Annotated in this window: 23 protein-coding genes and 1 pseudogene; 10 read left to right on the top strand and 14 right to left on the bottom strand. The window is 35.2% G+C overall.

Annotated features, from left to right (window positions below; translation table 11 throughout):
• Positions 1-8: 8 nt before the first annotated feature.
• The 4 genes from LF886_RS04095 to lpxB all read right to left on the bottom strand — a co-directional run bounded on the left by LF886_RS04095 (position 9) and on the right by lpxB (position 4,968).
• The gene (locus tag LF886_RS04095; RefSeq protein WP_236852836.1) at positions 9-671 is read right to left on the bottom strand and encodes a succinate dehydrogenase cytochrome b subunit; all 663 of its coding nucleotides are present in this window, start codon (positions 669-671) and stop codon (positions 9-11) included.
• A gap of 146 nt (positions 672-817) precedes the next feature.
• Positions 818-2,590, bottom strand: a complete 1,773-nt coding sequence (locus LF886_RS04090; protein WP_236852835.1) for a ComEC/Rec2 family competence protein — start codon at positions 2,588-2,590, stop codon at positions 818-820.
• Between the two features lie 142 nt (positions 2,591-2,732).
• Positions 2,733-3,824 (bottom strand): glycoside hydrolase family 99 protein, encoded by a 1,092-nt coding sequence (locus LF886_RS04085; RefSeq protein ID WP_236852834.1) that lies wholly within the window; start codon positions 3,822-3,824, stop codon positions 2,733-2,735.
• A gap of 40 nt (positions 3,825-3,864) precedes the next feature.
• Positions 3,865-4,968 (bottom strand): lipid-A-disaccharide synthase, encoded by a 1,104-nt coding sequence (gene lpxB, locus LF886_RS04080; RefSeq protein WP_236852833.1) that lies wholly within the window; start codon positions 4,966-4,968, stop codon positions 3,865-3,867.
• Positions 4,969-5,046: 78 nt separating this feature from the next.
• Here lpxB and LF886_RS04075 point away from each other — a divergent pair, with 78 nt between their 5' ends.
• The 4 genes and pseudogenes from LF886_RS04075 to LF886_RS04065 all read left to right on the top strand — a co-directional run bounded on the left by LF886_RS04075 (position 5,047) and on the right by LF886_RS04065 (position 7,552).
• A complete protein-coding gene (locus LF886_RS04075) occupies positions 5,047-5,556 on the top strand; it encodes a DUF2480 family protein (RefSeq protein ID WP_236852832.1) in 510 nt (169 codons plus the stop codon).
• A gap of 286 nt (positions 5,557-5,842) precedes the next feature.
• Positions 5,843-6,049 (top strand): annotated as a pseudogene (locus LF886_RS24070) (hypothetical protein); the annotation flags it as partial.
• A 72-nt stretch (positions 6,050-6,121) separates the two neighbouring features.
• Positions 6,122-6,811 carry a hypothetical protein gene (locus tag LF886_RS04070; RefSeq protein ID WP_236852831.1) on the top strand — a complete coding sequence of 230 codons (690 nt, stop codon included), beginning with the start codon at positions 6,122-6,124 and terminating at the stop codon, positions 6,809-6,811.
• A gap of 81 nt (positions 6,812-6,892) precedes the next feature.
• A complete protein-coding gene (locus LF886_RS04065; RefSeq protein ID WP_236852830.1) occupies positions 6,893-7,552 on the top strand; it encodes a DUF937 domain-containing protein in 660 nt (219 codons plus the stop codon).
• 61 nt (positions 7,553-7,613) lie between these two features.
• Here the strand turns inward: LF886_RS04065 and LF886_RS04060 are convergent, their stop codons facing one another.
• Entirely contained in the window at positions 7,614-7,733 is a 120-nt protein-coding gene (locus LF886_RS04060; RefSeq protein WP_236852829.1) for a 30S ribosomal protein THX, read from the bottom strand.
• 249 nt (positions 7,734-7,982) lie between these two features.
• Positions 7,983-9,377: an MATE family efflux transporter gene (locus LF886_RS04055; RefSeq protein ID WP_236852828.1), complete on the bottom strand. Its 1,395-nt coding sequence runs from the start codon at positions 9,375-9,377 to the stop codon at positions 7,983-7,985.
• A gap of 112 nt (positions 9,378-9,489) precedes the next feature.
• Between LF886_RS04055 and LF886_RS04050 the strand changes: the two genes are divergently transcribed.
• From LF886_RS04050 to LF886_RS04040, 3 genes are all read left to right on the top strand, one after another.
• Positions 9,490-9,852, top strand: a complete 363-nt coding sequence (locus tag LF886_RS04050) for a hypothetical protein (protein ID WP_236852827.1) — start codon at positions 9,490-9,492, stop codon at positions 9,850-9,852.
• A gap of 137 nt (positions 9,853-9,989) precedes the next feature.
• Positions 9,990-11,744: an aspartate--tRNA ligase gene (aspS, locus tag LF886_RS04045; protein ID WP_109739042.1), complete on the top strand. Its 1,755-nt coding sequence runs from the start codon at positions 9,990-9,992 to the stop codon at positions 11,742-11,744.
• A 503-nt stretch (positions 11,745-12,247) separates the two neighbouring features.
• Complete coding sequence (locus LF886_RS04040; RefSeq protein ID WP_236852826.1) at positions 12,248-13,579, top strand: M12 family metallopeptidase; 1,332 nt, start codon at positions 12,248-12,250, stop codon at positions 13,577-13,579.
• A gap of 87 nt (positions 13,580-13,666) precedes the next feature.
• Here LF886_RS04040 and LF886_RS04035 read toward each other — a convergent pair whose 3' ends face one another.
• The 3 genes from LF886_RS04035 to LF886_RS04025 form a co-directional block, all read right to left on the bottom strand.
• Positions 13,667-14,941 carry an adenylosuccinate synthase gene (locus LF886_RS04035; RefSeq protein ID WP_236852825.1) on the bottom strand — a complete coding sequence of 425 codons (1,275 nt, stop codon included), beginning with the start codon at positions 14,939-14,941 and terminating at the stop codon, positions 13,667-13,669.
• 186 nt (positions 14,942-15,127) lie between these two features.
• Positions 15,128-15,697, bottom strand: coding sequence for a Crp/Fnr family transcriptional regulator (locus tag LF886_RS04030; protein WP_103232166.1), 570 nt, complete (start codon positions 15,695-15,697; stop codon positions 15,128-15,130).
• 246 nt (positions 15,698-15,943) lie between these two features.
• Positions 15,944-16,789, bottom strand: coding sequence for a mechanosensitive ion channel family protein (locus LF886_RS04025; protein WP_109739041.1), 846 nt, complete (start codon positions 16,787-16,789; stop codon positions 15,944-15,946).
• Positions 16,790-17,356: 567 nt separating this feature from the next.
• Here LF886_RS04025 and LF886_RS04020 point away from each other — a divergent pair.
• Positions 17,357-17,668 (top strand): hypothetical protein, encoded by a 312-nt coding sequence (locus LF886_RS04020; protein ID WP_236852824.1) that lies wholly within the window; start codon positions 17,357-17,359, stop codon positions 17,666-17,668.
• Here LF886_RS04020 and LF886_RS04015 read toward each other — a convergent pair.
• From LF886_RS04015 to LF886_RS04000, 4 genes are all read right to left on the bottom strand, one after another.
• The gene (locus LF886_RS04015) at positions 17,665-18,399 is read right to left on the bottom strand and encodes an SDR family NAD(P)-dependent oxidoreductase (RefSeq protein WP_236852823.1); all 735 of its coding nucleotides are present in this window, start codon (positions 18,397-18,399) and stop codon (positions 17,665-17,667) included. The genes LF886_RS04020 and LF886_RS04015 overlap by 4 nt on opposite strands.
• Before the next feature lie 149 nt (positions 18,400-18,548).
• Complete coding sequence (yajC, locus tag LF886_RS04010) at positions 18,549-18,911, bottom strand: preprotein translocase subunit YajC (protein ID WP_236852822.1); 363 nt, start codon at positions 18,909-18,911, stop codon at positions 18,549-18,551.
• 10 nt (positions 18,912-18,921) lie between these two features.
• Entirely contained in the window at positions 18,922-19,428 is a 507-nt protein-coding gene (locus LF886_RS04005) for a DUF1573 domain-containing protein (RefSeq protein ID WP_236852821.1), read from the bottom strand.
• Position 19,429: 1 nt separating this feature from the next.
• Positions 19,430-20,335: a transcription antitermination protein NusB gene (locus LF886_RS04000; RefSeq protein WP_103232154.1), complete on the bottom strand. Its 906-nt coding sequence runs from the start codon at positions 20,333-20,335 to the stop codon at positions 19,430-19,432.
• Positions 20,336-20,425: 90 nt separating this feature from the next.
• Between LF886_RS04000 and LF886_RS03995 the strand changes: the two genes are divergently transcribed.
• The gene (locus LF886_RS03995) at positions 20,426-22,087 is read left to right on the top strand and encodes an ABC transporter ATP-binding protein (protein WP_236852820.1); all 1,662 of its coding nucleotides are present in this window, start codon (positions 20,426-20,428) and stop codon (positions 22,085-22,087) included.
• A gap of 98 nt (positions 22,088-22,185) precedes the next feature.
• Positions 22,186-22,521 carry a DUF3276 family protein gene (locus LF886_RS03990; protein WP_034701927.1) on the top strand — a complete coding sequence of 112 codons (336 nt, stop codon included), beginning with the start codon at positions 22,186-22,188 and terminating at the stop codon, positions 22,519-22,521.
• 238 nt (positions 22,522-22,759) lie between these two features.
• On the opposite strand, the gene LF886_RS03985 is transcribed toward LF886_RS03990, so the two are convergent.
• Entirely contained in the window at positions 22,760-25,090 is a 2,331-nt protein-coding gene (locus LF886_RS03985) for an FG-GAP repeat domain-containing protein (RefSeq protein WP_236852819.1), read from the bottom strand.
• Between the last annotated feature and the right edge of the window lie 147 nt (positions 25,091-25,237).

The following is a 25,237-nucleotide window of genomic DNA, read 5'->3' as shown; positions in this document are numbered from 1 at the left end:
TATTGATATTATTGAGTTATAAAATGGTAAACTGCTACGATGATAAATCCTGCAGGAATAATGATTGAATACCATTTCCCGAAAGCTTTGATCACCGGAGTATATTTTGGATGTCTTGCTCCGATTGACTGGAATGAAGACTGAAACCCATGAGCTAAGTGTAATCCCAATAGAACAAAAGAGATCACATACAGAGCCACTCTCCAAAGATCAGCAAACTTCTCATGAAGCTCGGGCCAGAAACGTTCTGCATCAGGAGTCAATCCGTCTACATACTTGTAATTAATTTCATGCAGCCAGAAATCATATAAGTGAAGCGCCAAGAAAGCTAAAATAACAGCTCCTGAAATAATCATATTTCTGGACATCCATGAAGAATTCACTGATGCGTTGTTTGCTGCATACTTTACCGGACGCGCTTTATTATTCTTGATCTCCAATATAAATCCCATCGCAAAATGGAAAATTACTGCAAAGCCAAGAATAGGCTGCATTAAGAACTGCACAAAAGGATTATAGCCCATAAAGTCAGATGCTGTATTGAACGCATCCTTATTCAGAACTGATAACAAATTGGTTGTCAAATGCAGTATAAGAAAAACCAGCAAAAACAGAGCTGATAATGCCATAGCGTATTTTCTACCTATCGTAGAACTCGTTAAACCTGCCATATAAGTTTAAATTTGAATTTCCCACAAAATTAAGAAATGTTAACAAGATCGAAAAGTGAGAAATCTCACAATTAGACAGTTTGTAATCTTTCTAAATAAGAATGATACACATTATAAGTGGAGGAAAACGTATAAATTATAGAGCATTATTTCAGATTATACACCTTATCTCTGAAAACAACTTGCTGAGTAGAGGGTAAAAAGGTTTTTATTTCAAAATACCCCACTCTTCTGGAAGCGCAGTAAGGCCTCACAATATACTGTAAAATCTTTTTCTTATTTTCCATATTCGAAATCCAGAAACAAGCATTATTTCCCTTTTTTATTGAAAAAATTTTGCTTTTACTAAAGGTATGAACCAACGCCTCTTCTTTCTGATTTTCAGAGATATTGCTTCCGACTCTTATCATCAGAAACACGACAATAGCCATCATTAATCTCATAGAATTTTTAAAATTAAATTTTAAAATGACCGGCCTTAATAAACAGATAGCTACCGATACGGAGAGAACCTCTACCCCATTCATAGAGATATTTTCAAAGAATAATAGATCTATATCAGCAAACCAATGAATCATTTTCAACAATATCTGTATAACGAAATCATAGATCCCATTTGTAAGTCCAAAGTCAATTCCACAGGAAAAAAGAGCAGTCATCAGGAATGAAAAAACGATAATTATTTCAGAAAAAGGAACAATAACAAAATTTGCAATGATGGATATGAATGAAAACTGATGAAAATAATACAAAACCAGAGGCAGTGTTGCCATCTGCGCTGATAAAGATATGGTGATCGTATTAAACAAAATCTTTTTTAAATAATTGTTCTGCTTCGGAAAACACCTCAAAAGAGGCTGGTTTAACCAATATATTCCCAAGACAGCCAGAAAGCTAAGCTGAAAACCCACGTCAAAAAGCTGTTGTGTGTCTCCAATTAAAATAAAAAAAGCTGATAATGCCAATGAGTGAAGCAAGTCGGGTTTTCGCTGAAGCAACACAAATATAAAATAGACCGTCAGCATGATACAGGAACGCAAAACAGAACTTCCAAATCCTATGAAAGCAGCAAACAGCCAGATAAAAGACAAACTTAGAATAATCGCATATTTCCTGAACCTCAAAGGAATAAAATGGATCAGTAAAAAGTTAACCACTCCGAAAATAACCACAACATGAGTCCCGGAAATAGCCAAAAAATGAATCAAACCGGACCTATTGAAATCAAGTATAGTATCTGCATCCATTTCTGTACGATCCGCCAGAATAATACCTTTTAAAAACTCTTTGGTTTTTACCGACATTCCGGCTTTATCAATCTTCCTGAGAACCGTAAGTCTATATTGCCGTAGTTTATCTGGAATTGTCACATCATTCCGTTCTGCAGATACAATTTCTTTTGAAAGATAAATCTGGTAATCAATATGTCTTCTTTTCAGATATTGAAAATAGTTAAATTGAAAATCATATTGGGGAACTTTTGGTTGTGTTATATACCCTTCAGCTTTATAGTAATGAATAAAATCCAGTTCTTGGTGAGCCCTAGGAATATAAAAAATTGAATTTAAAACCCCATTTCTTACCATAGCTATTCCTTCGTACTTTCTATACTTTTCAGTAGAATTTAATTTTTGAGAGATTTTAAAAGTAACGGATTCTTTTTTCTTTACAAGCAAATGAACATCGTTTGAAGAAGTAGTATAACCATGAAGAATAATCCCCGTTCCAAAGAACAAAAGCGCAAGTAATATAACTTTAATTTTTTGCAGAAAATAAGAATGAAAACATATGGCGGCGAGTATGACCAGGCAAATCGCAATAGCTAAATAAAACACAATTCCTGACAGCACCATCTTATCCTGAAAAAGAATTCCAAGAATAAAAAATATTACCAGAATGAGGAGAGGCTGCTTTTGCAATTTCAATTAATTATCCTTGGAAAATAGATAATTAATCAATGAGATATGATCTCTTAAATAGCCAAATAAATGCCTTACTTTTTACCAAAGGTATTAAAAGAGCACTTGATTTTTTGCTATAAAATTAAAGTTTGAAAGTATGTTATTTCTTTTTCAAAAATTTATCCGTCAATCGCTTCGTTTCTTTGATATAAAATAAGGGGTCTTTCCCATAATCTTCATATTTGAAGTTCCCCACTTTTTTAGGGATGGCTGGTTCTATTTGTGTCCCTTCATGCCATTCGTTGAATGATGTGATTCCGATGAAATCCGGGTTTACTTTGATGGCAGCATCAAACATATTTTCGTAATACTTACCACCATTTCTGCTTTTGAAATTCGCTTCGTTCCATGGACGGATTCTGGTATCTGAATAGCCGGGACCTACACAAGGGATGAAAATCAGATGATGATCATTGGCATATTTGGATAAGAAATCCCAATTTGCCGTTGTGCTTCCATATACGAAACCTTCACTGGCAAAATAGGTATAGAAGCCATCAAAACCGGATGAATCAAAAAATTTCGCATCATCTTTCTCTACCCACAATCCAATATAAAGAGCATCTAAATCTGTATTTCTAACCGTTTTCTCTCCGTCTTTGGATAATATTTTCACCCATTCTTCTTTAGGAATTTTATAGCTGTCATAGACATAAAATAAAGGTTTCTCTTCTTTTTTATAAAACGCATGATGATGAGAATAGGTTTTTACAAGATAGGAAAGCTGTTCTTTTAATTCTGAAGTACTTTTATAGAACGGCTCAATGTGAAATGCAATTTTTAAATCAAAACGATCGGCAATATCCAGGTATTTGACAAGACTTTTATCAGTAAACGAATCTTTTCCAAGCCAGCTGACTACAACTACCCCTACACCGGATTCTTTGATCATCTTCATGTGTTTTTCAATGATCTTCGTGTCATTGGAACTATAATTTCCAAGAGCAGGATAAAAATTAGCCCCAATATCATCGCCCCCTTTATGATGTCCCAGATTATTCCACTTCGGAGTGCTCCAGTGAGGAATGATCTCATGGTTCCAGTGTTGATAACTTCCGTCATTTGCTGGATTTCCGTACCATCCATAATAGAATATCTGAACTTTATCTCTTGAACTGTTCTGCTGGGCAAAACTTTTTGAGAAAAACAATGTAAATGTAAATAATAAAAGAAAGCGGACAGAATAATTCATAGTTAAAAAGCAGATTAAATTCTTAGATGTTCAATAACAATTATACCTTTAAAATTACCTCAGCAGCATGATCACTGGCTCCTTTCCCGCCAAGTTTTTCTCTTAAAAGAGTATAATCATTCAGGACCTGTTCTCTTTTTTCTCCGGTGAGGATTTTGTGAAGTTCTGCCACCAGATTTTTAGTATTCAGATCATTCTGAATCAATTCTTTAACAACTTCTCTATCCATGATTAGATTGACAAGGGAAATGTAATTGATATTTTTAACTAATCTTTTAGCAATAGCATAGGAAATTTTGCTTCCACGATAGCAAACTACTTCAGGAATATTCAGCAGGGCGGTTTCCAGTGTCGCTGTTCCGGAAGTCACAAGAGCGGCTTTGGAGCACCTCAGCAAATCATATGTTCTATTGGATACAAAATGAACATTGTCATCCACATATTTCTGATAAAATTCTTTAGGAAGACTAGGAGCACCGGCAATGACAAACTGATAGTCTTTAAAATGAGGTCGCACGGAAAGCATTATTTCAAGCATCTTCTCAACCTCCTGTTTTCTGGAACCGGGTAAAAGGGCAATAATTTCTTTTTCGTTCAGCCCGTTTTCCGATTTGAATTTCTCAGTGGTGATTTCCTTAAGATCAGAAATAGCATCTAGCAAAGGGTGACCTACAAAATGGGAATGAACTCCATGTTTTCTGTAAAACTCTTCTTCAAAAGGAAGAATTACCATCATTTCATCCACATATTTTTTAATCGTCTCTACTCTGCCTTCTTTCCAAGCCCAAAGTTGTGGCGAAATATAATAAACGACTTTGATTCCCAATTCTTTGGCAAATCTGGCAATCCTCAGATTGAAACCCGGATAATCTACCAAAATCAAAACATCAGGTTTATTATTCAGGATATCTTCTTTACAGATTTTAATATTATTCAGAATTGTGCGTAAGTTCATCACCACTTCCAGGAATCCCATAAAAGCCAGGTCCCGATAATGTTTTACCAGTGTTCCGCCCTGAGCTTTCATCAGATCACCACCCCAGAACCTGAATTCTGCATTCGGATCCTTTTGCTTTAAGGCTTTCATCAAGTTGCTGCCGTGCAAATCACCGGAAGCTTCTCCTGCAATAATGTAATATTTCATTTCTATAGTAAGGATAGAGAACAAATTAAAATAGATATGATCTTAATTCGTAAATTTGTTCAAAGATAATGATAAAAAATGTCAGAAGAATTTGAAATACGGAATAAAGTTGCAGAAAGCGGCCTTATCAATTTTGACCTTACCACTTTACTTCCAAAGGGGGAAAGAAAAGGAATTGACCTTAAAGATTTCCTTTTTCAGGAAATGATCCTAAAAGAAAAAGATTTCCGCGAAAAGGTAGATGCCATCGATACTGAACAATACAAAGATGCTTATATATACATCTACAATTCTGTGGATACTATTATCCCGCTTTGGGCTTATTTTGTATTGACAGCAAAGATAACCGACGTTGCCAAAAAAGTAGTGTTTGGAAACCGTGAGGATCTTGAAGTTATTTTAATGCACAATGCCGTCCAGACTCATGATTTTGAGGAAATGAGAGGAAAAAGAGTCCTTGTAAAAGGTTGTTCAGATAAAGAAATTCCGGAAAATGCTTATATAGAGTTGGTAGAACAGCTAAAACCTATTGTAAAATCTCTGATGTTCGGAGAAGCCTGTTCTAATGTCCCTATTGTAAAGAATTAATATTAACAAATATTTATCAGCCGTATTTTTGTTTATTATTTTTCTTGGGATTTATTATATTGGAAGTTTTTCAAAAATTCCTTTCGCAGACTGCGTAGGATTTGTTCTCTCAGCAGAAAAGGAAGAATGGGCAGTAGTGGCTGATGCTAAGTCATTTTTTATATATAAGTACCGTCATTTTAATTAAAAATCTGATCGGTATTAATGCCATTGAGGCAAGCCGGTTTTTGGTTGTCTCTTTAGGTGCAGCAACTGTTTCTGTTATTTTTATCTCACTGTAAAAAATATTTCAAAAACAGAATGGGCATCTCTTACGGCTGTTTTTGGTTTCAGTTTCTCATTTTGGAGAAATGCGGAAATAGTAGAAGTATATACTTACAACTCTCTCTGGGTAAGCCTTTTTTTCTTTTCGGTTATAAAAAGTTTTACAGAAAATAAAAGGATCTATATATTGCTGAGCAGCCTATTTTTAGGAATTAGCTTATGGGTTCATATTCAAAACATTTTGCTAATACCCGCCTTACTGGTCTTTTTATTTTATTTCAGAAGCGAAAGAAAATATGCAATGGCTTCATTATTTATTTTTGAAGCCTTGTTTGGTTCTTTGTTTATTTTAAATATTTCCCAGGGGTTGCCTTTCAACTCACCATATAGTTCTAATCAGGGAATCTGGGTAGAAGATTCTTTGAAAAAAAGTACAATTCAGTATGTGAAAGATTTTTTCCAATCTTTTGTTTACCTGATATATAATTTCAATTTATTCACATTTTTCGGAGTCGCAGGTATTCTGCTTTTGTACAAGACTCATAGAAAAATGTTTTTTGTCTTTGCTGTCGGAGCAGTCTGTGTATATGGGTTTTCTACGTTTTATGCTGTATCAGATAATTACGTTTTCTTTTTACCCTTCAATATGATTTTTGCCTTGTCAATCGGGTATGGTCTTTCTTCTGCAAAGTACGCTCGTTTAAGAAAATTCTCATGGGTATGCCTATTGATTCCTGTGGGCTATCTTCTCTTTTACAACATTCTGCTTTTAACAAGTAAAGGAAAGGAATTTCATGCATTTAAGGAGTACAAAGGCGGTCTGGATTATTATGCTCTTCCATGGATGAATAATAATGTAGGCATTCTGGAGTTTACTATTGATAAGAAGCAAGCTCCCGAACCTATCGAATGGATGACAATAAGTGCTGTAGAATACACAAAGGTATTAAAAAGCAAAGGCTATACGGAAGAACAGATCAGAAAACTTTAACAATAATTATGAGAGGCGGTCATTTTACGAGGCATATTTTTTGATAACTTTGGTTCACTTAATACTTAATAAACACAAAAAATGAGTTTAATCGACCTACTTACAGGGAACACAGGCAATCAGGTTGCTGAACAAGCTGAGAACAAATTCGGGATCAGCAAAAATCAGGTAATCGCCTTATTAGCAGTAGCTACCCCTCTTATTATTTCTTATCTTAGAAATAAGTCTCAGGATGCTAAAGAAGCAGAAGCTTTAAACAGCGCTTTAGATAAAGATCATAATGGAAGTATCTTGAACGACGCTTCTCAGATTGAATCCAGACAGAATGAAGGAGGATCTATTCTTGGTCATATTTTTGGTGATCAGAAAAGTACTGTTGAAAATCAATTGTCACAGAATACTGGAATTTCGATAGACAAAATCGGTCCTATTCTGGCGATGCTGGCACCCGTAGTAATGGGTTATATTGGACAGCAGAAACAGCAGAGTAATGTAGGAGCAGGTGGTTTAGGAGATCTTTTAGGAGGAATTCTGGGAAATGCTTCCAACCAGGCTCAGACTCAGCAGTCTAATCCTTTAAATGACATTCTTGGAAGTGTTTTAGGAAGCGGAGGACAATCTCAATCATCAGGAAATCCACTAAACGATATACTAGGAAGTGTATTGGGTGGCGGAAACCAACAGCAACAAGGTGGCGGCGGTTTAGGCAGCATCCTTGGTAATATTCTTGGAGGAAAATAATTAATTTAATTTCATAAAAAAAAAGACCGGAGAGATCATCTTCGGTCTTTTTTATTTTGGATTACTTTTTAGATTTTTCTTCAGAAGCGGCAAAAGATTTTGAGTTTTTTTTAGGCCTTCTTTTACCATAACTTCCGGAATTGATTTTTCCTCTTCTTGATTTTTTGTCTCCTTTTCCCATAGTAATATGTATTTGTTATACTACGAATGTAAAGAATACAGTTCTAAAATCCAATTAATGAAGCTGTTAAAGTTTTATAAATTAGGAAGGGAAGCTGGAAGTGGGATGCTGGAAGTTATTATTAGGTTACCATTTTCAATTATCTGTTATCGGATCAAAATTTTTACTTTAACGCTTGCTAATAAAGGCTAGCTTAAGTACTTCAGGCTGCTAGTAATCCCCTCTTCCAGCTTCCATCCTCCATCCTTTCTAAACTTTTATAGTTTTCCATTTTCCTTTTTTAAATAAAATAAATGCCACTACTGTAATTAATGTTTCTGCGGCAGGAATTGAAATAAAAACACCTTTTGGGCCCATATCCAGATGCTTTGATAAAAAATATGCCAACGGAATCTGAAACAGCCAGAAGCCAAAAAGATTCACCCATGTAGGGGTCCAGGTATCACCAGCTCCATTAAAGGCATTGATCATCACCATACCTATTCCATAGAAAATAAATCCTGTACTCATGATCTGAAGAGCATTTTTAGCAAAATCTTTGATAGCTGTATCCTGAGTGAAAAAACCGACTAAGAAATCACCCATAAAAATAAATATCAGGCTTACTACCAACATAAAGATGGCATTATATTTTACCGTCTTCATCACCGACTGTTCTGCTCTCAACATTTCATTGGCTCCCATATTCTGTCCCACCAATGTAGAAGCTGCATTACTCAGTCCCCAGGCTGGAAGTATAAAGAACATCATCAATCTTAAAGCCGTCTGATAACCTGCTGAGGCATTTTCTCCTCCTGTTGTCGCCACAAGCTCTGCAAGAAAGATCCAGCTGCATGAAGCAATGACAAATTGAAAAATTCCCGGTGTTGCAATTTTTACAATGGACTTTATTAATTCAGAACTCGGTTTAAAATAAGAAAGTTTGATACGAATCTGGGTATCCGCAACTAAAAGATGGTACAACTGGTAAATAACCCCAATACTGCGGCCTATTGTTGTTGCCAAAGCAGCTCCGGTAAGTCCTAAAGCAGGAACAGGCCCTAATCCCTTGATCAGTATCGGGCAAAGGATAATATTGGCAATATTCGCGATCCATAAACTTTTCATGGCGATCATCGCATTTCCCGCACCTCTGAAAATACCATTAATTAAAAATAAAAGCATGATAATCGTACTGCTCCCCATCATAATTCTGGTAAAATCTTTCCCATAGGCTGCTGCTTCCGGTTTTGAGCCCATCAGGATCAGAATTTCTTCGGCATAAACCACTCCCAGTAAACTTAAAATAAAAGTAATAATAAATGAGACCAACAATACCTGTGCAGCGCTTCTGGAAGCCTGTTCCGGATTTTTCTCACCAATTCGTCTTGCCACCAAAGCTGTTGCCGCCATACTCATCCCAATCGCAATAGAGTACATTATAGAAAGTACAGATTCTGTAAGTCCTACCGTCTGAATTGCAAAACCACTTTCTTTCAAATGGCCGACAAAATAGAGGTCAACAAGTGCAAATACGGATTCCATAGCCATCTCCAACATCATGGGAATCGCTAAAAGCAGGACGGCACTTCTGATATTCACTTTCGTAAAATCGGTTTCCTCTCCGCTGAACGCTTTTTTCAAAAACTCAACATATTTTGTCATTTCGCAATCAATAATTTATGTAATCCCAAAAATACGAATCCAATTATTAACAAAACTTAGCAATTGGTAATAAAATTTAATTTAGATTTGTATATTCTTAAAAATTATCCTTATGAAAAAAATAATCTCTACTACCTTTCTATTTGGAATTTTACTGTCTGGCGGGATGTTCTCTGCCCAGAAGATGACTCAGGAAAAGATGAAAGCCATTTATTCTGATGATATAGCAACATTTAAAAAACAATTTGCCCCGGGAGATTACAACAAATGTTTCCTCGTTGGAGATATACTTTATTCACCACTTGGTTTCAGTGTAATGTCTGACAGAAAAAACATTATCAACTACCTGTTGGCCAACAAAGCCAATGTTAATAAAAAATGTCAGAACAGAACACCTCTTGAAGTAGCTGATGCGACAAAAGGTACTGAAGAAATAAAGAAAATTCTGATAGAAAAAGGCGGTAATAGAGATTAAAAAACCTTAAAACAATATACGAAACTTCCGAAAGGAAGTTTTTTTTATTTATAAAACCTGCAAAAATCTTATCTTTGCCAACGAAAAATTCAAGGTTCGGAATTGAACCTTAAACATTGAACTTTAAACAAATAATTATGTTTCGATCACACACCAACGGAGAGCTATCTCTGAAAAATCTGAATGAAGAAGTTACACTATCTGGATGGGTACAAACTATCCGTGATAAAGGATTTATGATTTGGGTAGATCTTCGAGATCGTTACGGAATTACCCAGCTGGTTTTTGATCAGGAGCGTTCTTCTGCGCAATTGATGGAAGAGGCTAAAAAATTGGGACGTGAATTTGTGATTCAGGCTACCGGAAGAGTTATTGAAAGAGTTAGCAAAAACCCTAATATTCCTACAGGGGAAATTGAAATTCTTGTAGAAAAACTGACTATTCTAAATGAATCTCAACTACCTCCTTTCACTATTGAGGATGAAACAGATGGTGGTGAGGAATTGAGAATGAAATACCGTTATCTGGATATCAGAAGAAATCCGGTAAAAGATAAACTGATCTTCCGTCACAAGATGGCACAGAAAGTAAGAAATTATTTATCTGAAGAAGGTTTCATTGAAGTGGAAACTCCTGTTTTGATCAAGTCTACTCCGGAAGGAGCAAGAGACTTCGTGGTACCAAGCAGAATGAATCCGGGTCAGTTTTATGCATTGCCACAATCTCCACAGACTTTCAAACAACTTTTGATGGTAGGTGGAATGGATAAATATTTCCAGATTGTAAAATGTTTCCGTGATGAGGATTTAAGAGCCGACAGACAGCCGGAATTTACACAAATCGACTGTGAAATGGCTTTTGTAGAGCAGGAAGACGTTATGAACGTATTCGAAGGAATGACTAAAACTCTTATAAAAGATATTACAGGTCAGGAATTCGGAGATTTCCCAAGAATGACTTTCGCAGATGCGATGAGAAAATATGGAAATGACAAACCGGATATCCGTTTCGGAATGGAGTTCGTAGAACTGAATGAGCTGGTAAAAGGAAAAGACTTTAAGATATTTGATGATGCAGAATTGGTTGTTGGAATCAATGTAGAAGGATGTGCAGAATATACAAGAAAGCAAATTGATGAACTTGTGGATTGGGTAAAACGCCCTCAGGTTGGAGCTTCAGGAATGGTTTGGGCAAAATTCCAGCAAGATGGAGTAAAAACCTCATCAGTGAACAAATTCTACAATGAAGAAGATCTGGCGAAAATCATTGAGAAATTCGGAGCAAAAGAAGGAGATTTAATGCTGATCCTTTCCGGAAACGAAAACAAAGTAAGAGCTCAGCTTTCTGCATTGAGAATGGAGCTTGGAAACCGTTTGGGACTAAGAAAAGGAAATGTATTCGCACCGCTTTGGGTAGTTGACTTCCCTCTATTGGAATTTGATGAAGAAAGTGGACGTTACCATGCAATGCACCACCCGTTCACCTCTCCAAAACCTGAAGATATCCACTTATTGGAAACAGATCCAGGAAAAGCAAGAGCAAACGCTTATGATATGGTTCTGAACGGAAATGAAATCGGAGGAGGATCTATCAGAATTTTTGATAAAGACTTACAGTCTAAAATGTTTGATCTGTTAGGATTTACCAGGGAAGAAGCTGAAGCTCAGTTTGGATTCCTGATGAACGCTTTCAAATATGGAGCACCACCGCACGGAGGGTTGGCATTCGGGTTTGACCGTTTGGTAGCAATCCTTGACGGAAACGAAGTGATCAGAGACTATATCGCTTTCCCTAAGAACAATTCAGGACGAGATGTAATGATCGATGCACCTGCTTCGATTGCTGATGCACAGCTCGATGAATTAGAATTAAAATTGGACTTAAAAGCATAAATGTAAAGCGGGGTATTTACCCCGCTTTTTTTATATTCTAAATTAAAGGAATCTTCAATAACTCTACCTTTACTAATGCTTTATACTGACCCTATTATTGTTGAAAAATAAACATTCATGAGTTAGCATTATTTGCAGTCTATCACATTATAAATTTTAATACATTTTATTAATTTGACAATATAATGAGCTTTATATTAGTATAAAGGATTAATTTATCCATCATATCAAATATTAGTGAAATAATTTAATTTTAAAATTAATAGTAAAAAATTAATGTGAAATAAGTTGATTATGTAATAAATACACATTTATATTAAAAAATCAATAAAATAATCATTATATTATGTTATATACAATCGTAACTTTTTATTAATATATTTATAACATACAGCTGAATTATAATGAGGAGTTAATCAAACTTAGGAATTGATCTGTTTTTGCGTATGGTAATAATATAGCTGTTCATGTTTTAAAAATTCAACCAACCAATATTATATAATATGAAAAGCAAACTATTACTCCTATCAGGATGCCTTGTTTTGGCACTGAATTCATGTAGGTCGGATATTGAAAATCCACAAGCAGATTCTATGGATCCTACAACGACGAAGCTAGAAAATGCAAAGATTCACAAATTATTAATTAACGGAACTTACACGTACGTAAATGAAGTAAATGGTGAATATTTTTATGCAGATGATATTACTATTAGCTCCGAGCAGTTTGATCAATTAAAGACGCAGGCCAATTCTGAAATGTCAACAGCCGGGAAAAGTACAATTGTAAGCTCTTTTATTAAGACATGGCCGAATGCAACAGTTTATTATACATTACCCAGCCAAGGAAGTCTGAGCACTCAGAATTATAATACATTCCTTACCAATATCAACAAAGCGTTTGATCTGATTTCTTCTCAAACCAGTGTTCAGTTTGTTGAACGTACCAATCAAACAGAATACATCACCTTTACTTATACAACAACCAACAGTTCTCCACTTGGATGGCAAAAAAACAGGGTTAACGGTATTAAAATCTATAATACCACTTATCCCGCAATTATTGCTCACGAAGTAATGCACTCTATGGGAATCATGCATGAGCAATGTCGCCCAGATAGAGATCAGTACATTATTGTAGATGTTAACAAGGCTGTAGAAGGAAGCCGTCATAACTTCAATCTTTATAATGATTACGCAGGACATGGTGCATTTGATTTCGGCTCAGTCATGATGTATCAATCTACGGACTTTGCTATCAACTCAAGCCAGCCGGTAATGACTAAGCTGGACGGATCCACATTCACCAAGCAAAGGACAGGATTGTCTGCCGGTGATTATGCCGGAATAAATCATTTGTATGGACCTGTGAATGCCAGTTCTGCAATCAACGGAACGTATACAATGACAACATCTTTAGCGAATGATAAAAATTTGGATATTTCCGGAAGTTCCACGACAGATGGTACCAGCATAATTCTGTATTCAGCTTCTACAGGGAATAACCAGAAATTTACTTTCAGCAAATCAGATCATGGTTATTATATCATCAAATCTATATTGGATCCTACAAAGGTGCTCACCGTAAAAAGTAGCGGGACAACGAATGGAACAGCGGTTGAGTTAAGAACCAATTCTAATACAGATTCTCAAAAATGGCTATTATTCAATCTCGGAAACAATGGCTTTGGATTCGCTCCTAAGAACGCTCCAGCACTGAGATTAGAGGTAAAGAATGGCTTAACAACTAATCTTACCCCGATTGTAATCGGCACTACGGACCAAACGGTTCAGCCTTCTACAAAGCAACGCTTTATACTTACAAAAGTTAACTAAACTTTTTCATCCAAATAAAGAAGCTAGGAAATACATTTCCTAGCTTCTTTATATTTATCAGATCAGTATATACTTCCTGCTCTATAATTATTTACTGGTTAATTTCAACATTTCATTTCTTCCCGGCCCAGTCGAAAGATATGCCACCGGAATTCCTAATTCTGCTTCCAGAAATAATAGAAACTCATTGACTTCTTTTGGCAACTCCGAAGGACTTTTCATCGCAGAAAAATCAGCGTTCCATCCATTCATCCATTTCAGTATTGGCTTTCCGCTTTCCGGAAGTATTCCCGAAACAGCCACTATCTTTCCATCTTCCAATTCATAATGAGTACAAACGGCAACTGATTTCAATCCGCTTAATACATCAGCTTTCGTCAGAACCAGCTGAGTTACGCCATTGATCATCACTGCATATTTCAAAGCCGGCAAATCCAGCCAGCCTGTTCTTCTTGGACGTCCTGTGTTAGACCCAAACTCATTTCCTTTTATTCTGATCTCTTCACCTAATTCATCAAATAACTCTGTCGGAAACACACCGTTTCCTACTCTTGTACAGTATGCTTTGGCAATCCCAAATATTTCACCGATCTTTTTCGGTGAAACACCTAGTCCACTACTCGCTCCTGCAGCCGTTGTGGAAGAAGAAGTAACGTAAGGGTAAGTTCCATGGTCAATATCCAGCATGGCAGCCTGAGATCCTTCTGCCAATATTGTTTTTCCTTCTGCTAAAGCCTTATTCAAATATATTTCTGTTTCAGTACATTTGAATCTCTTCAGAAAATCTACTGCTTCGAAAAACTCATTCCTGATCTCTTCCAAAGAAGGAAGCTCCATATTTCCTTCTGCAAGCATTTTGTAATCCCTCTCTAAAATATGCTGCACTCTGCTTTTAAAGTCGGGAGCAAACATATCTCCTACTCTGAGATTCTGTCTTAAAATTTTATTTGAATATGCCTGTGCAATTCCGTTTTTGGTTGTTCCGATCGTTGTATAATCAGAACTCTCTTCCATAAAAACATCCAGAAGTTTGTGGGTAGGCAGTACAAAGTGAGCCTTTAATGAAATAATGATATTCGTTTCCGGCTGAACCGTTTCATCAAATGACTGAAGATTTATAATTTCTTTTTTAAAACTCACAGGATCCAGAACAGTCCCAGTTCCAATAACATTTTGTACTCCTTTCATAAAGATTCCCGAAGGGATCATTTTAAGGGTAATTCTTCGTCCATTTCGTTCAATGCTATGCCCAGCATTAGAGCCGCCATTAAAACGTGCTGTAATGTCATAATTCTCACTGATCAGATCGATAAACTTTCCTTTTCCTTCATCTCCCCACTGCAATCCTAATACAATATCCATATTCGTACTTTAATTTTATGAGGCAAAGCTATGACAGCCAATGAGAAAGGCCATTGTCATTTGACAAAAAGAGATTTATTGAGAAATTATAAACTAGATATTAGAAGTTAGTAAAAACTCACAAACTCTATTACTCTCCCACTCAAAGTGGTATCATCTATCAATTATCATTTATCACTGATAATCTTAAACTATATTTCTTCTGATCCGGCTCAATGATGAAGGAGTAACCCCAAGATAAGAGGCCAGCATAGATTGCGGAACCCTATTGGCAAGACCGGGATAATGATTTAAAAAATGGATATAACGGGATTTCGCATCCTGATTCAGCATGATACTCGCTACCTTCAGTTTATTCTCAACGACAAAAGCATGGATTCTGGTAAATAAAACCGGCCATACTGCAATTTTCTCTTCCAGTATTTTAAGATGTTTAAGATCGATCACCAGCAATACAGCATCGGTAATAGCCTCAATATCTTCATGAGCAGGAAGCTGGTCCGTAAACCCCTGAAAATCTCCGATAAACCTTCCTTCATAGATGAAATACCTGGTAAAATCATCACCCTGTTTATTATAATACAAAGACCGGAAAACACCTTCTTTCACAAAAGCAATTCTCTGACTTACTTTTCCTGCTTCTATAAAAGGCTCTCCTTTCTTTACAGTGATTTCGTGAATTCCCTCAGCAATCAAAAGTTCATCCTGAGGATTCAGTATCCCGAATTTTTTGATATAGTTAAAAAGCTCTTCCATATTTTTGTTGTAACCACGGATTGCGGAAATATAAAGGTATAAAAGTCACCGGGAAAAACAATTGTCATTTGACAACAAAGTCGTGAATGGAAATAAATGGAATTCCAATAGCATTTTATTAGATTTTCTTCAGAAATACTTTAAAAAAGAAAATTAAAGAGATCCTGTTTACTTTCCGTCAAGAATTTTCAAATAAAAACTCCTGCATCATTTTAATGCAGGAGTTTTTTATTATTTCAAATACAATTATTTATTGTAAACATGAACATCTCTTTGTGGAAAAGGAATGCCAATTCCTACTTTGTCAAGAGCTTCTTTGCAATCTATGATTAGTTCTTCGTTCATCGCCCAGAAGTTTTCAGTAGAAGTACTTACTCTTATTGATAAATTGACAGCACTATCCCCAAGCTCAGTAACCATTACCTGCGGCGCTGGTGTTGCAAGAGCATATTGATTGCTTCTTATTACGTTCAGTAAAATTTCCTTGGTCTGCTTAAGGTCAGCATCATAGGCAACCCCGATATCCAATGATGTTCTACGGGTTCCTAATTGGGTAAAATTGGTAATACTGTTATTTGAAACCACCCCATTTGGAATAACGATCAAGTGGTTTTGTGGAGTGACCAGTTTTGTATGAAAAATATCTATAGCCTGTACTGTTCCTGAAACACCGCTATTAGTAGAAATAAAATCGCCTATCTTAAAAGGTTTCAGCAATAAAATAAGGATTCCACCTGCAAAATTTGTCAGTGATCCTTGCAATGCAAGACCTATCGCCAAACCGGCAGCACCAATCATTGCAACAAATGCAGAAGTCTGTACTCCCAGCTGAGTAACTACTACAATAAAGAGAAGAATATTAAGCCCCCAGTTGATAATATTTAAAAGAAAATGCTGTAAAGAGGCTTCCATGTTACGTTTTCTGAAACCTTTTGCAACCAGCTTTTTGATCATTCGTATCATCCACGACCCGATAAGATAAATTAGTAAAGCAGAAATAACCGCTGTAAAAACTCTCGGTGCCCATGAAATTGCTGAAGAAATTAAAGTGTCCCAGTGCTGTTGAATTTTATTCAATTCTAAATCGTCCATTTTATACTGTGTGTTTACTATTTATATCGATGAGATATTGACTTCTGTTCGATTAAAAAAATGAAATTGAATACTATCTGTCTAAAATGAAATTGACCTTACACTTCAAAAGTGAAAGCAAATGATATTATAGATTAAAATAGATTGGCAGCAGAACGGATTGTTTCAGCTTCTCAATAATCATTCAGAAATTGAATCTTACAGAAAGAAATAATTTTCAGGTCATAGAATTACAAAAACGATACCGAAGTTCTCTTATTCCGGAATTAATATTTTATCAACTTCTTATCAATTAATTATATATTTTGATAACAATCTTTTTATAAGGAAATGATGGAAAAGTCGATTCAATTTGAAATTATTTTTAATGAAAACAGAGAAAGAGAGAGCCAAAAATTTTTCTTTCAATATAGATGGAAGAAACATTTTCTTCAATTGAAAATATTAGGCACTTGTACCATATTCTTTTTATTAATTGGCTTTTTACCTATAAAAATTTTTGATAAAAGTATCATTCCCTACACATTCAAATTACTTGGATTTCTGTGTATCGGATACATTTGCTTATTGAGTGTACTGTATTTTAAATCAAAAAAACAGACCTATCAATTGATTGAAAAACGCATCGATGAATTGAAACAGCAGAATGAAAAAAGAAGCTTTATTATTCTTAATGAAGAATCTATAACCATTCAGAAACCAACCAATATAACAGGTTCTAACTGGGATAAAATAAGCTATAAAATTGTTGGTGATTATCTTATTCTGAATCTTCTGCAAAACAAAATTAATATCATCTTTACATCATCCGCTTTTGAAGGATCTGATTATTATACTTTCAGAGATTTTGTTCAAAAATATTCTAAACAACGGAATTAAGGCAATTTTGCTACCAAACCTTCGGGCAATAATTTCAAAATAATATAAATCATCTTCCATTTAAAATTCGGAACAATAGTAAAAGAATTTCCTGCGTTGACAATAAATTTCGCCACATAATCAGGCTCCATGATCAAGGATTCATTCAGTTCCAATCCTTCATTGATCTTTGTTCTGATATAGCCTATCACCAAGGCGTTCACGATTATTTTCCGGGAAGCTATCTCCTGTCTTAGTCCAGCCAAAAACTGAGTAAATGCAGATTTTGTACTTCCATACACAAAATTACTTTTTCTTCCTCTTACTCCAGACAAAGAAGAGAGACCAATAATCCTTTCCAGGTTTGTATTGCTTTTATCCATTGCAATAATGCTCAGGATAGATACTCCACCCATATAATTGACCTCCATCATCTGTTTAGCCCCTTTGAAATCAGTCAAAGCTTTTTGATTATCTACTAAAAACCCTGCAGCATACACTACAATATGAGGTTTTACGGGAAGATTAGTGTAGAATGTAGGATGGGAATCAAAATCTGCAGCATCAAAAGACAAAACAGAAACTCTTGAACGATCCAGATTATTTGAATTCATAAAGTCTTCCAAAGCAGTTGTATTTCTAGAAGCTGCGATCACTGAAAATCCCTTTTCAAGATATTGCCTGATACATTGTTTTGCTACATCAGAATTGGCCCCCAGAATAAGAACTGTTTTGTTTGTGTTTTGACTCATATGGCAAAGATAATTTTTATTAATCTTTTATAGTTCTGGTGAAAGAAAAATCTATTCAGTTATTATTATGCTTACTTGAATAATGGCATAAAAAAGCAGCAGCGGGTGAACTTCGTTCACCCGCTGCTGCTAAATATCTTCAGACTGAATTATTTCTTTTCTTCAGTTACTGTTTCTTTTTTGTCATCTGCTTTATCAGCAGATTTCGCTTTATCTCCAAAACGGGATTCTGTCATTTCTCTTGAAACCGCCACTTTTTCGAATTTCAGTTTTCCGGATAATGTTTCGATCACAAAACCGTCATCCTGAACCTGAGCAATTCTTCCGTGAAGGCCTGAGGTAAGAACTACTCTGGTTCCTACTTTAAGGTTTTCCTGAAAGTTTTTCTCCTGCTTTTGTTTTCTCATCTGAGGTCTTATCATCAGGAAATAAAATCCGACGAACATCACCCCCATCATGATCAGCATCATCGGTGAAGATCCACCCTGTGCCTGTAAAAATAATGTCAACATATATTAATTATTATGGTTGAATGTTCGCTGTGAACGTTAATCTGATTGGAGATTTTTCTACGTTTGCAAAAACATCTGCATATTTCTGAACGTTTCCGTCAAAGCTTGAAGAATCAAAGTGCAATGTAACTTTTCCTTTTTTACCCGGCATAATTGGTTCTTTTGTGAAATCAGGAGCTGTACATCCGCATCCTGGCTTAACTTCAGAAATAATTAAAGGGTTTTTCCCAGTATTGGTAACTTCATATACGTGCTCTACTTTGTCTCCTTTTTTGATTTTTCCAAAATCGAAGCTGTTTTCAGACAAAGCAACAGAAGTAGATGGCTCGTTTGAAACAGGAGCAACTGCTTGACTTGTTGCAGGTGTTGCTGCAGAATCAGTGATTACCGGAGCCGCAACAGCCGCAGAATCAGTAGTTGCAGTTTCAGTACTTTGAGTTTCTTTGTTTTCTTTTTTACATGAAACTAACCCAAAGCCTATAATAGACAAGGCGATAATTGATAACGTCTTTTTCATTTTATATTCTATTTTGATCTTTACAATATTTATCTAAAATACCATTGATGAAGATATTGGAACGGTCTGTAGCAAATACTTTTGCAATTTCAATATATTCATTAATAATAACTCTTGAAGGGGTGAAAGCAAAATTATCAAGTTCTGAAATAGAGGTAGATAAAATTACTTTATCCATTAAAGAAACTCTTTCAATATCCCAGTTCTCAAGTCTTTCTTCCAATTTCTTTTCATTCGTTTCCCAGTTGTTCAGAGTGTCTCTCAACAATTTTGCAGCGAATGTTTTATCTTCTTCATCTTTAATCATTTTGATTAAAGTTCTGCTTTCTTCATCTTCTCTTAGGAAACCGATTGTTTTCTGTACCATTGAGTTGGCAATGTGAATATCATCATACCATGAAAGTTCCTTATCACCTAAGTAATCATGAAAATCTTCATTCTCAGCAATATATCTCAAAAATAATTTACCGATAAATTTCTGATCTTCTTCAAAAGAGTATCCATCTTCTTTCATGAAATCCTGATAACGTTTTCCGGCAGTAATTCTCTGGAAAGTTTTTACCAATAAATCATCATGCATATCCCATTTCAACTGTTTATGCTGACCCGTAAAAAATAATCTCTCAGGGTTTTCTTCCAGTTTAAGCAATACTTGGTTATTGATGAATTTTTGGTTAGGATTGATATCAGCATCAGTTTTAAGATATTTATTCTTACCAATTTCGATCTGATGTTCTGCCAATTCTTTCAGAGCTACCAAAAAATTGAGCTGATAGATGTATAGATAATAGATTTTTTCTATCCCGGCAAACATGTTTTTCTCTAAAACATCAAATTTTACAGGATTTTGGTAGTATGAATACACTGACTGTACTACTTTTTCACGGATTTGTCGTCTTCCTAACATTCAAAGAGCTTTTTTATGGGTGCAAAGATACAAAATTTAAAATTGACGAATTCGTAGTGTGACTACATTTTTGTAATTTTGTCAAACTATATGAAAGCGTTAAAAACCTTAAACCCTTATTTTTGGAAACACAAAATACTACTGTTTTGGGGGGTACTATTTATCATTGCCAGTAATTTCTTCAATATATATAAGGTCCAGTTTGTAGGAAAGTCTGTGGATGAGCTTACAAAAAGTGGAAACATTGGCTTCAATAACCAAGTCTTGATCTATGTAGGGATTATTGTAGGATGTTCTCTTCTGACCGGATTTTTCACCTTTATGATGAGGCAGACCATTATTGTTGCCTCGAGAAGGATAGAATATGAACTTAAAAATAGAATCTACAGACATTATCAGGATTTATCTTTAACGGATTATAAACAGACCACCATCGGAGATTTAATGAACAGATTAAGTGAAGATGTTGTTGCGGTAAGAATGTATCTTGGTCCTGGTGTCATGTACGTGGCCAACCTGATCGTTCTTGTGGTGATTACGGCTATTTATATGGTAAAAACAGATGCATCCATGACGTTATGGACTTTGCTGCCTCTTCCGATTTTATCTTTTGCTATTTATAAAGTAAGTTCAATCATAAACAAAAAGTCGAAGATCATGCAGAAAAGCCAGTCTGCAATTTCAACTTTTGTTCAGGACAGCTTTTCAGGAATCCGTGTGGTAAAGTTTTTCGCCAGAGAGAAATATATTGGAAAAAACTACGGGATCAAAGTCACCGACTATCAGAATAAAGCATTAGATCTGGCGAAAACTGAAGCTTATTTTTTCACCATTATTCTCTTTGTAATTGGGTTATTGAATGTTGCTGTGATCTTGATTGGGGGTTCTAAATATATTGCCGGTGAATTAAGCATTGGTAAAATTGCAGATTTCTTTATGTATATCAACACCCTGATTTTCCCCTTCTCTATGGTAGGATGGGTAACATCTGTGAACCAGAGAGCCGAAGCATCCATGCAAAGGATCAATGAATTCATGGATAAAAAATCTGAGATCGTTAATACTAATTTTGAAAACTACCCTATAAAAGGTGATATAGAATTTAGAAATGTTTCCTACGTATATCCCAATACCGGAATCAAAGCGTTGGATAATTTAAGTTTTAAAGTTAAAGCCGGAGAATCTTTAGCCATTATGGGTAAAACCGGAAGCGGAAAATCAACGATTGCGCTGCTTTTATGCAGACTGATAGATCCTAGTGAAGGAGAAATTTTGATTGACGGTAAAAACCTGAAAGATCATAATCTGGAAAACTACAGAAACTTTATCGGATATATTCCTCAGGAGAGCTATTTATTCTCTGATTCTATCGAACATAATATTGGTTTTGCCATTGATAATCCTTCTCATGAGAAAGTGTTGGAGTATGCCAATATTGCCGATGTTCACAAAAATATTGTAGAGTTTAAAGATCAATATAAAACACTTGTAGGTGAACGGGGGGTGATGCTTTCAGGGGGACAGAAACAAAGAATTTGTATTGCAAGAGCTTTAATTAAAGACCCCAATATCATTATTTTTGATGATTCTCTGTCTGCTTTAGACACTGAAACAGAGCAAAATATTCTTGAAAATATTGATAAAAAAATCAGTAATGCTACATCCATAATCATCACACACAGAGAGTCTAGCGCTCAAAAAGCCGATCAAATCATTAACCTAACTGAAATTACCAATTCTGTAACTGCTTAGCCATTTCGTTCTCAATTGTTAAATAAATCATAAAAAAATTTTGTGATTAAAAGAATTCTTTTATATTTGTTCTTAACAAGATTAAAAAATATCTAACAATGAGTGAATACAAGGAACGCCATGAAAATGAGATTTTCACGAAGGTGTTAAAAGCAGGGAGAAGAACTTATTTCTTTGATGTGCGCGAGACGAAAGCAGGAGATTATTATCTTACAATCACTGAGAGTAAGAAGAATTTCGGAGAGAATGGGGAAGCTACATTCGAGAAGCATAAAATTTACCTTTATAAGGAAGATTTTAAGAGTTTTCAGGAGATGTTTAATGAGTCCACAGATTTCATCATTAATGAAAAGGGTGAGGATGTAATTTCAGAAAAACACGACAAAGACTTCAAAAGCAAATCATTCACAATTGATTCTGACGACGAAGTTTAAAAAAGAATATCTAAAAACACAAGCATCTGAAAAAGATGCTTTTTTTATGCTTTAAAATCAAAATATTTCAAATAATTAATCCAAAATTTTTCCCACTTGCATCCGCTATATTTCTCATTAGCTTTTAAAGTTTTGGCTAAAGCCGTTGATTATTTGAATACAAAAAACGGGCTAAAGCCCGTTCCTATTGATTGTTGTGATGAATGTTTTTATTTAAAATTCATTGTTACTGATCTTCCTATTTTGCAGATACTATTTCTTTTGATTCCTGCTTATTGAAAGTTGCTGATTTCAGGAAACTGAATAACACTTCTGGCATCTCATTTTTACAAGGATCAGCATTTCTGTTATTCATGTTAATTACACTGTTCGTAACATTCGCAGCAGAAAACATTACAATACCACCATCTTTTCTAAGAGTAGCCAGTTCTTCATTCTTAGTGCTTGGATCAAAATTTCCGAAGCACATTACATTGTTTTTGGTTTGTAGAACCGGAAACTTTTCAGAAGTAATACCTGATAAGGTACTTCCATTCAATTTAAATAATTTATAATCTCCGTCAAAGTTTCTGTGAGCGATAATTTCAGCAGCACCATCAGCATCTATATCACCAACAGCTAAACCTTTCCAATCTGAAGCTGAGCCCCAGTTTGTAAATTCAGTAATTTTTGTGAGAACACCACTATCGTTTACACGATAAACATGGATACCATTGTATATAGCATTATTATCATCCGCATCAACAAGGAGTACGATCTCATCCTTCCCATCTTTATCAAGATCACCTGATGCTACTGCTTTGATTTTAGAACTAGCAGGCAGGTTAAGCGTATTTACATACACTGATTGCATATCTGTGCCAACAAATTTATTCACTCTAACCTCTTTATTAAAATTTCTTACGGTAATAACATCATCTTTTCCTCCGCTGATAAAATTTCCTGCAACAACACCAACCCATTCTGATTGAGCTCCCCATCCTGTATACTTCGTATGCTCAACAATGTTTCCGTTTTCAATTTTCAAAACATAAATACCATTTTCATTTGCATCTGTATGATCATTCAAAGCTATGATTTCGCTCTTATTATCTCCGAAAAAATCACCTGCAGCCAATCCTTTCCAATTATTGGAACCACCGTATACTTTACTGGTGGTCACTTGACGAAAACCCCTATCATGCGGTTCCAAAGTCTGTATCAAACCATCAAAATTTCTTATGACAACAAATTCTTCTTTGCTATCCCCATTAAAATCACCACTCGCAATTCCTCTCCAATCAGAATCTTCTCCATACTCATGATCTGTATTAACAGGTACAACTAAATTTTCAAAATTTGATAAAAGTGCCCATGTGATAGAAGAATCAAATACCGTTATATTGCTGTAATAATTTTTGGCAGCCTGTAAATCTGAAACTATCTGATATAACGTTTTATCATCATATTGAGATAAATACAGCCATAAATAAGCTGTATAAGTACCATATCTAGGAGCCACAGTGGGATCAGAGGTATTAATATTATACTTGATATTCCAATTCTCACCATTATAATTAACCCCATTTTTTATATGTAAAGGAGAGATATAAATATCTTTTGTCAACGTTTTAGTATAAGCATTTATATCTGCAGTGTTATAAATAAGGCTCCCATTGATTGAAATACCATACTTATTACATTCATAAGGAAACGCTGCTGTCAAATCAGCATGGGAAATATCTTCGCGTAAGTCATCGTGTTTCCAATATGTCCAAACATTTGATCCTAAGCTGGAATTAAGTTGTGTATTTGATTTTATAAAATTAGCGATTTGATTAAGCTTGATAAGATAATCGTTCTCATCCGTTGCCCTGTACATCTGCACCAATACTCTTCCAACTGAACTTTGCATATTAAAAGGTAAGATTTCGCCTGCATAATTTACTGGCGGATTATCATTCCGTTCTTTATAATAACCTATACTAGTATTAGGGCTAGAACCAGGCTCTAAGTGCCATTGGTCTCCATGGTAATCAAGTGTTTGTTTTATTTTTTGTATAAGATCAGCAGCAATTGTCATATAGTTTTGCCCTGCATAGCGGCCAGTTGAATTATATGTTAAATTTTGAATAGTAGTGTCGTTTTTAACGATTGCCGCGAACTTAGCCATAGGATAAGTAATATTAGCACTATGTACTAAGTGAGAATAAGGCAAACCCGAATCCGTTGTTGCATTGTAGTGGTTAGTAGACCAAGTAGGTCCTGAATTTCCCCGGTAATCATATATCGTACTTAACCCCTGCACCTGACCTCTAAGATCGTCCCTTCTATCAATTGTATTTCCAATACACTTGATCAAAGTATTAGCATATTTTGGATCATGTGTTTTTTCATACATGAGAACCAATGCTTCCATATGAGCAGGAACTCCCCACGCAAATTCAAGCTGGTCCGAACTTGTAGAATTACCATTCCACTGGTCAAGACCTCTGGTATCAAAAAGACGTTTATAATAGGACTGGGAACCTGATTGAGAATAAGATTTTATTGCAAAAAGTGCAATAAGAATTGTAAAGAGTTTTTTCATGTTAATAGCTTTGATTAAGATAATTTTAATGAGATTCTTTCTCACGATTCTGCTTAAACAAATATAAAATTTTTAATCACCAACCATAGAATTTATTTAAAGAACTTTTAGAAACCATTTTGCAAACTAAACGAAGCATTAGAAGTG

It is taken from the genome of Chryseobacterium sp. MEBOG07 (assembly GCF_021869745.1).
In the GTDB taxonomy this organism is placed as follows: Bacteria; Bacteroidota; Bacteroidia; order Flavobacteriales; family Weeksellaceae; genus Chryseobacterium; species Chryseobacterium viscerum.
Note: the sequence above shows the minus strand (reverse complement) of the source record. Positions and strands in the feature narration are given on the sequence as shown.

Coding starts and splice junctions, on each gene's coding strand:
- LF886_RS04095 (WP_236852836.1), bottom strand. CDS start 671: ATGGCAGGTTTAACGAGTTCTACGATAGGTAGAAAATACGCTATGGCA.
- LF886_RS04085 (WP_236852834.1), bottom strand. CDS start 3,824: ATGAATTATTCTGTCCGCTTTCTTTTATTATTTACATTTACATTGTTT.
- lpxB (WP_236852833.1), bottom strand. CDS start 4,968: ATGAAATATTACATTATTGCAGGAGAAGCTTCCGGTGATTTGCACGGC.
- LF886_RS04075 (WP_236852832.1), top strand. CDS start 5,047: ATGTCAGAAGAATTTGAAATACGGAATAAAGTTGCAGAAAGCGGCCTT.
- LF886_RS04070 (WP_236852831.1), top strand. CDS start 6,122: ATGGCTTCATTATTTATTTTTGAAGCCTTGTTTGGTTCTTTGTTTATT.
- LF886_RS04065 (WP_236852830.1), top strand. CDS start 6,893: ATGAGTTTAATCGACCTACTTACAGGGAACACAGGCAATCAGGTTGCT.
- LF886_RS04060 (WP_236852829.1), bottom strand. CDS start 7,733: ATGGGAAAAGGAGACAAAAAATCAAGAAGAGGAAAAATCAATTCCGGA.
- LF886_RS04055 (WP_236852828.1), bottom strand. CDS start 9,377: ATGACAAAATATGTTGAGTTTTTGAAAAAAGCGTTCAGCGGAGAGGAA.
- LF886_RS04050 (WP_236852827.1), top strand. CDS start 9,490: ATGAAAAAAATAATCTCTACTACCTTTCTATTTGGAATTTTACTGTCT.
- aspS (WP_109739042.1), top strand. CDS start 9,990: ATGTTTCGATCACACACCAACGGAGAGCTATCTCTGAAAAATCTGAAT.
- LF886_RS04040 (WP_236852826.1), top strand. CDS start 12,248: ATGAAAAGCAAACTATTACTCCTATCAGGATGCCTTGTTTTGGCACTG.
- LF886_RS04035 (WP_236852825.1), bottom strand. CDS start 14,941: ATGGATATTGTATTAGGATTGCAGTGGGGAGATGAAGGAAAAGGAAAG.
- LF886_RS04030 (WP_103232166.1), bottom strand. CDS start 15,697: ATGGAAGAGCTTTTTAACTATATCAAAAAATTCGGGATACTGAATCCT.
- LF886_RS04025 (WP_109739041.1), bottom strand. CDS start 16,789: ATGGACGATTTAGAATTGAATAAAATTCAACAGCACTGGGACACTTTA.
- LF886_RS04015 (WP_236852823.1), bottom strand. CDS start 18,399: ATGAGTCAAAACACAAACAAAACAGTTCTTATTCTGGGGGCCAATTCT.
- yajC (WP_236852822.1), bottom strand. CDS start 18,911: ATGTTGACATTATTTTTACAGGCACAGGGTGGATCTTCACCGATGATG.
- LF886_RS04005 (WP_236852821.1), bottom strand. CDS start 19,428: ATGAAAAAGACGTTATCAATTATCGCCTTGTCTATTATAGGCTTTGGG.
- LF886_RS04000 (WP_103232154.1), bottom strand. CDS start 20,335: ATGTTAGGAAGACGACAAATCCGTGAAAAAGTAGTACAGTCAGTGTAT.
- LF886_RS03995 (WP_236852820.1), top strand. CDS start 20,426: ATGAAAGCGTTAAAAACCTTAAACCCTTATTTTTGGAAACACAAAATA.
- LF886_RS03990 (WP_034701927.1), top strand. CDS start 22,186: ATGAGTGAATACAAGGAACGCCATGAAAATGAGATTTTCACGAAGGTG.
- LF886_RS03985 (WP_236852819.1), bottom strand. CDS start 25,090: ATGAAAAAACTCTTTACAATTCTTATTGCACTTTTTGCAATAAAATCT.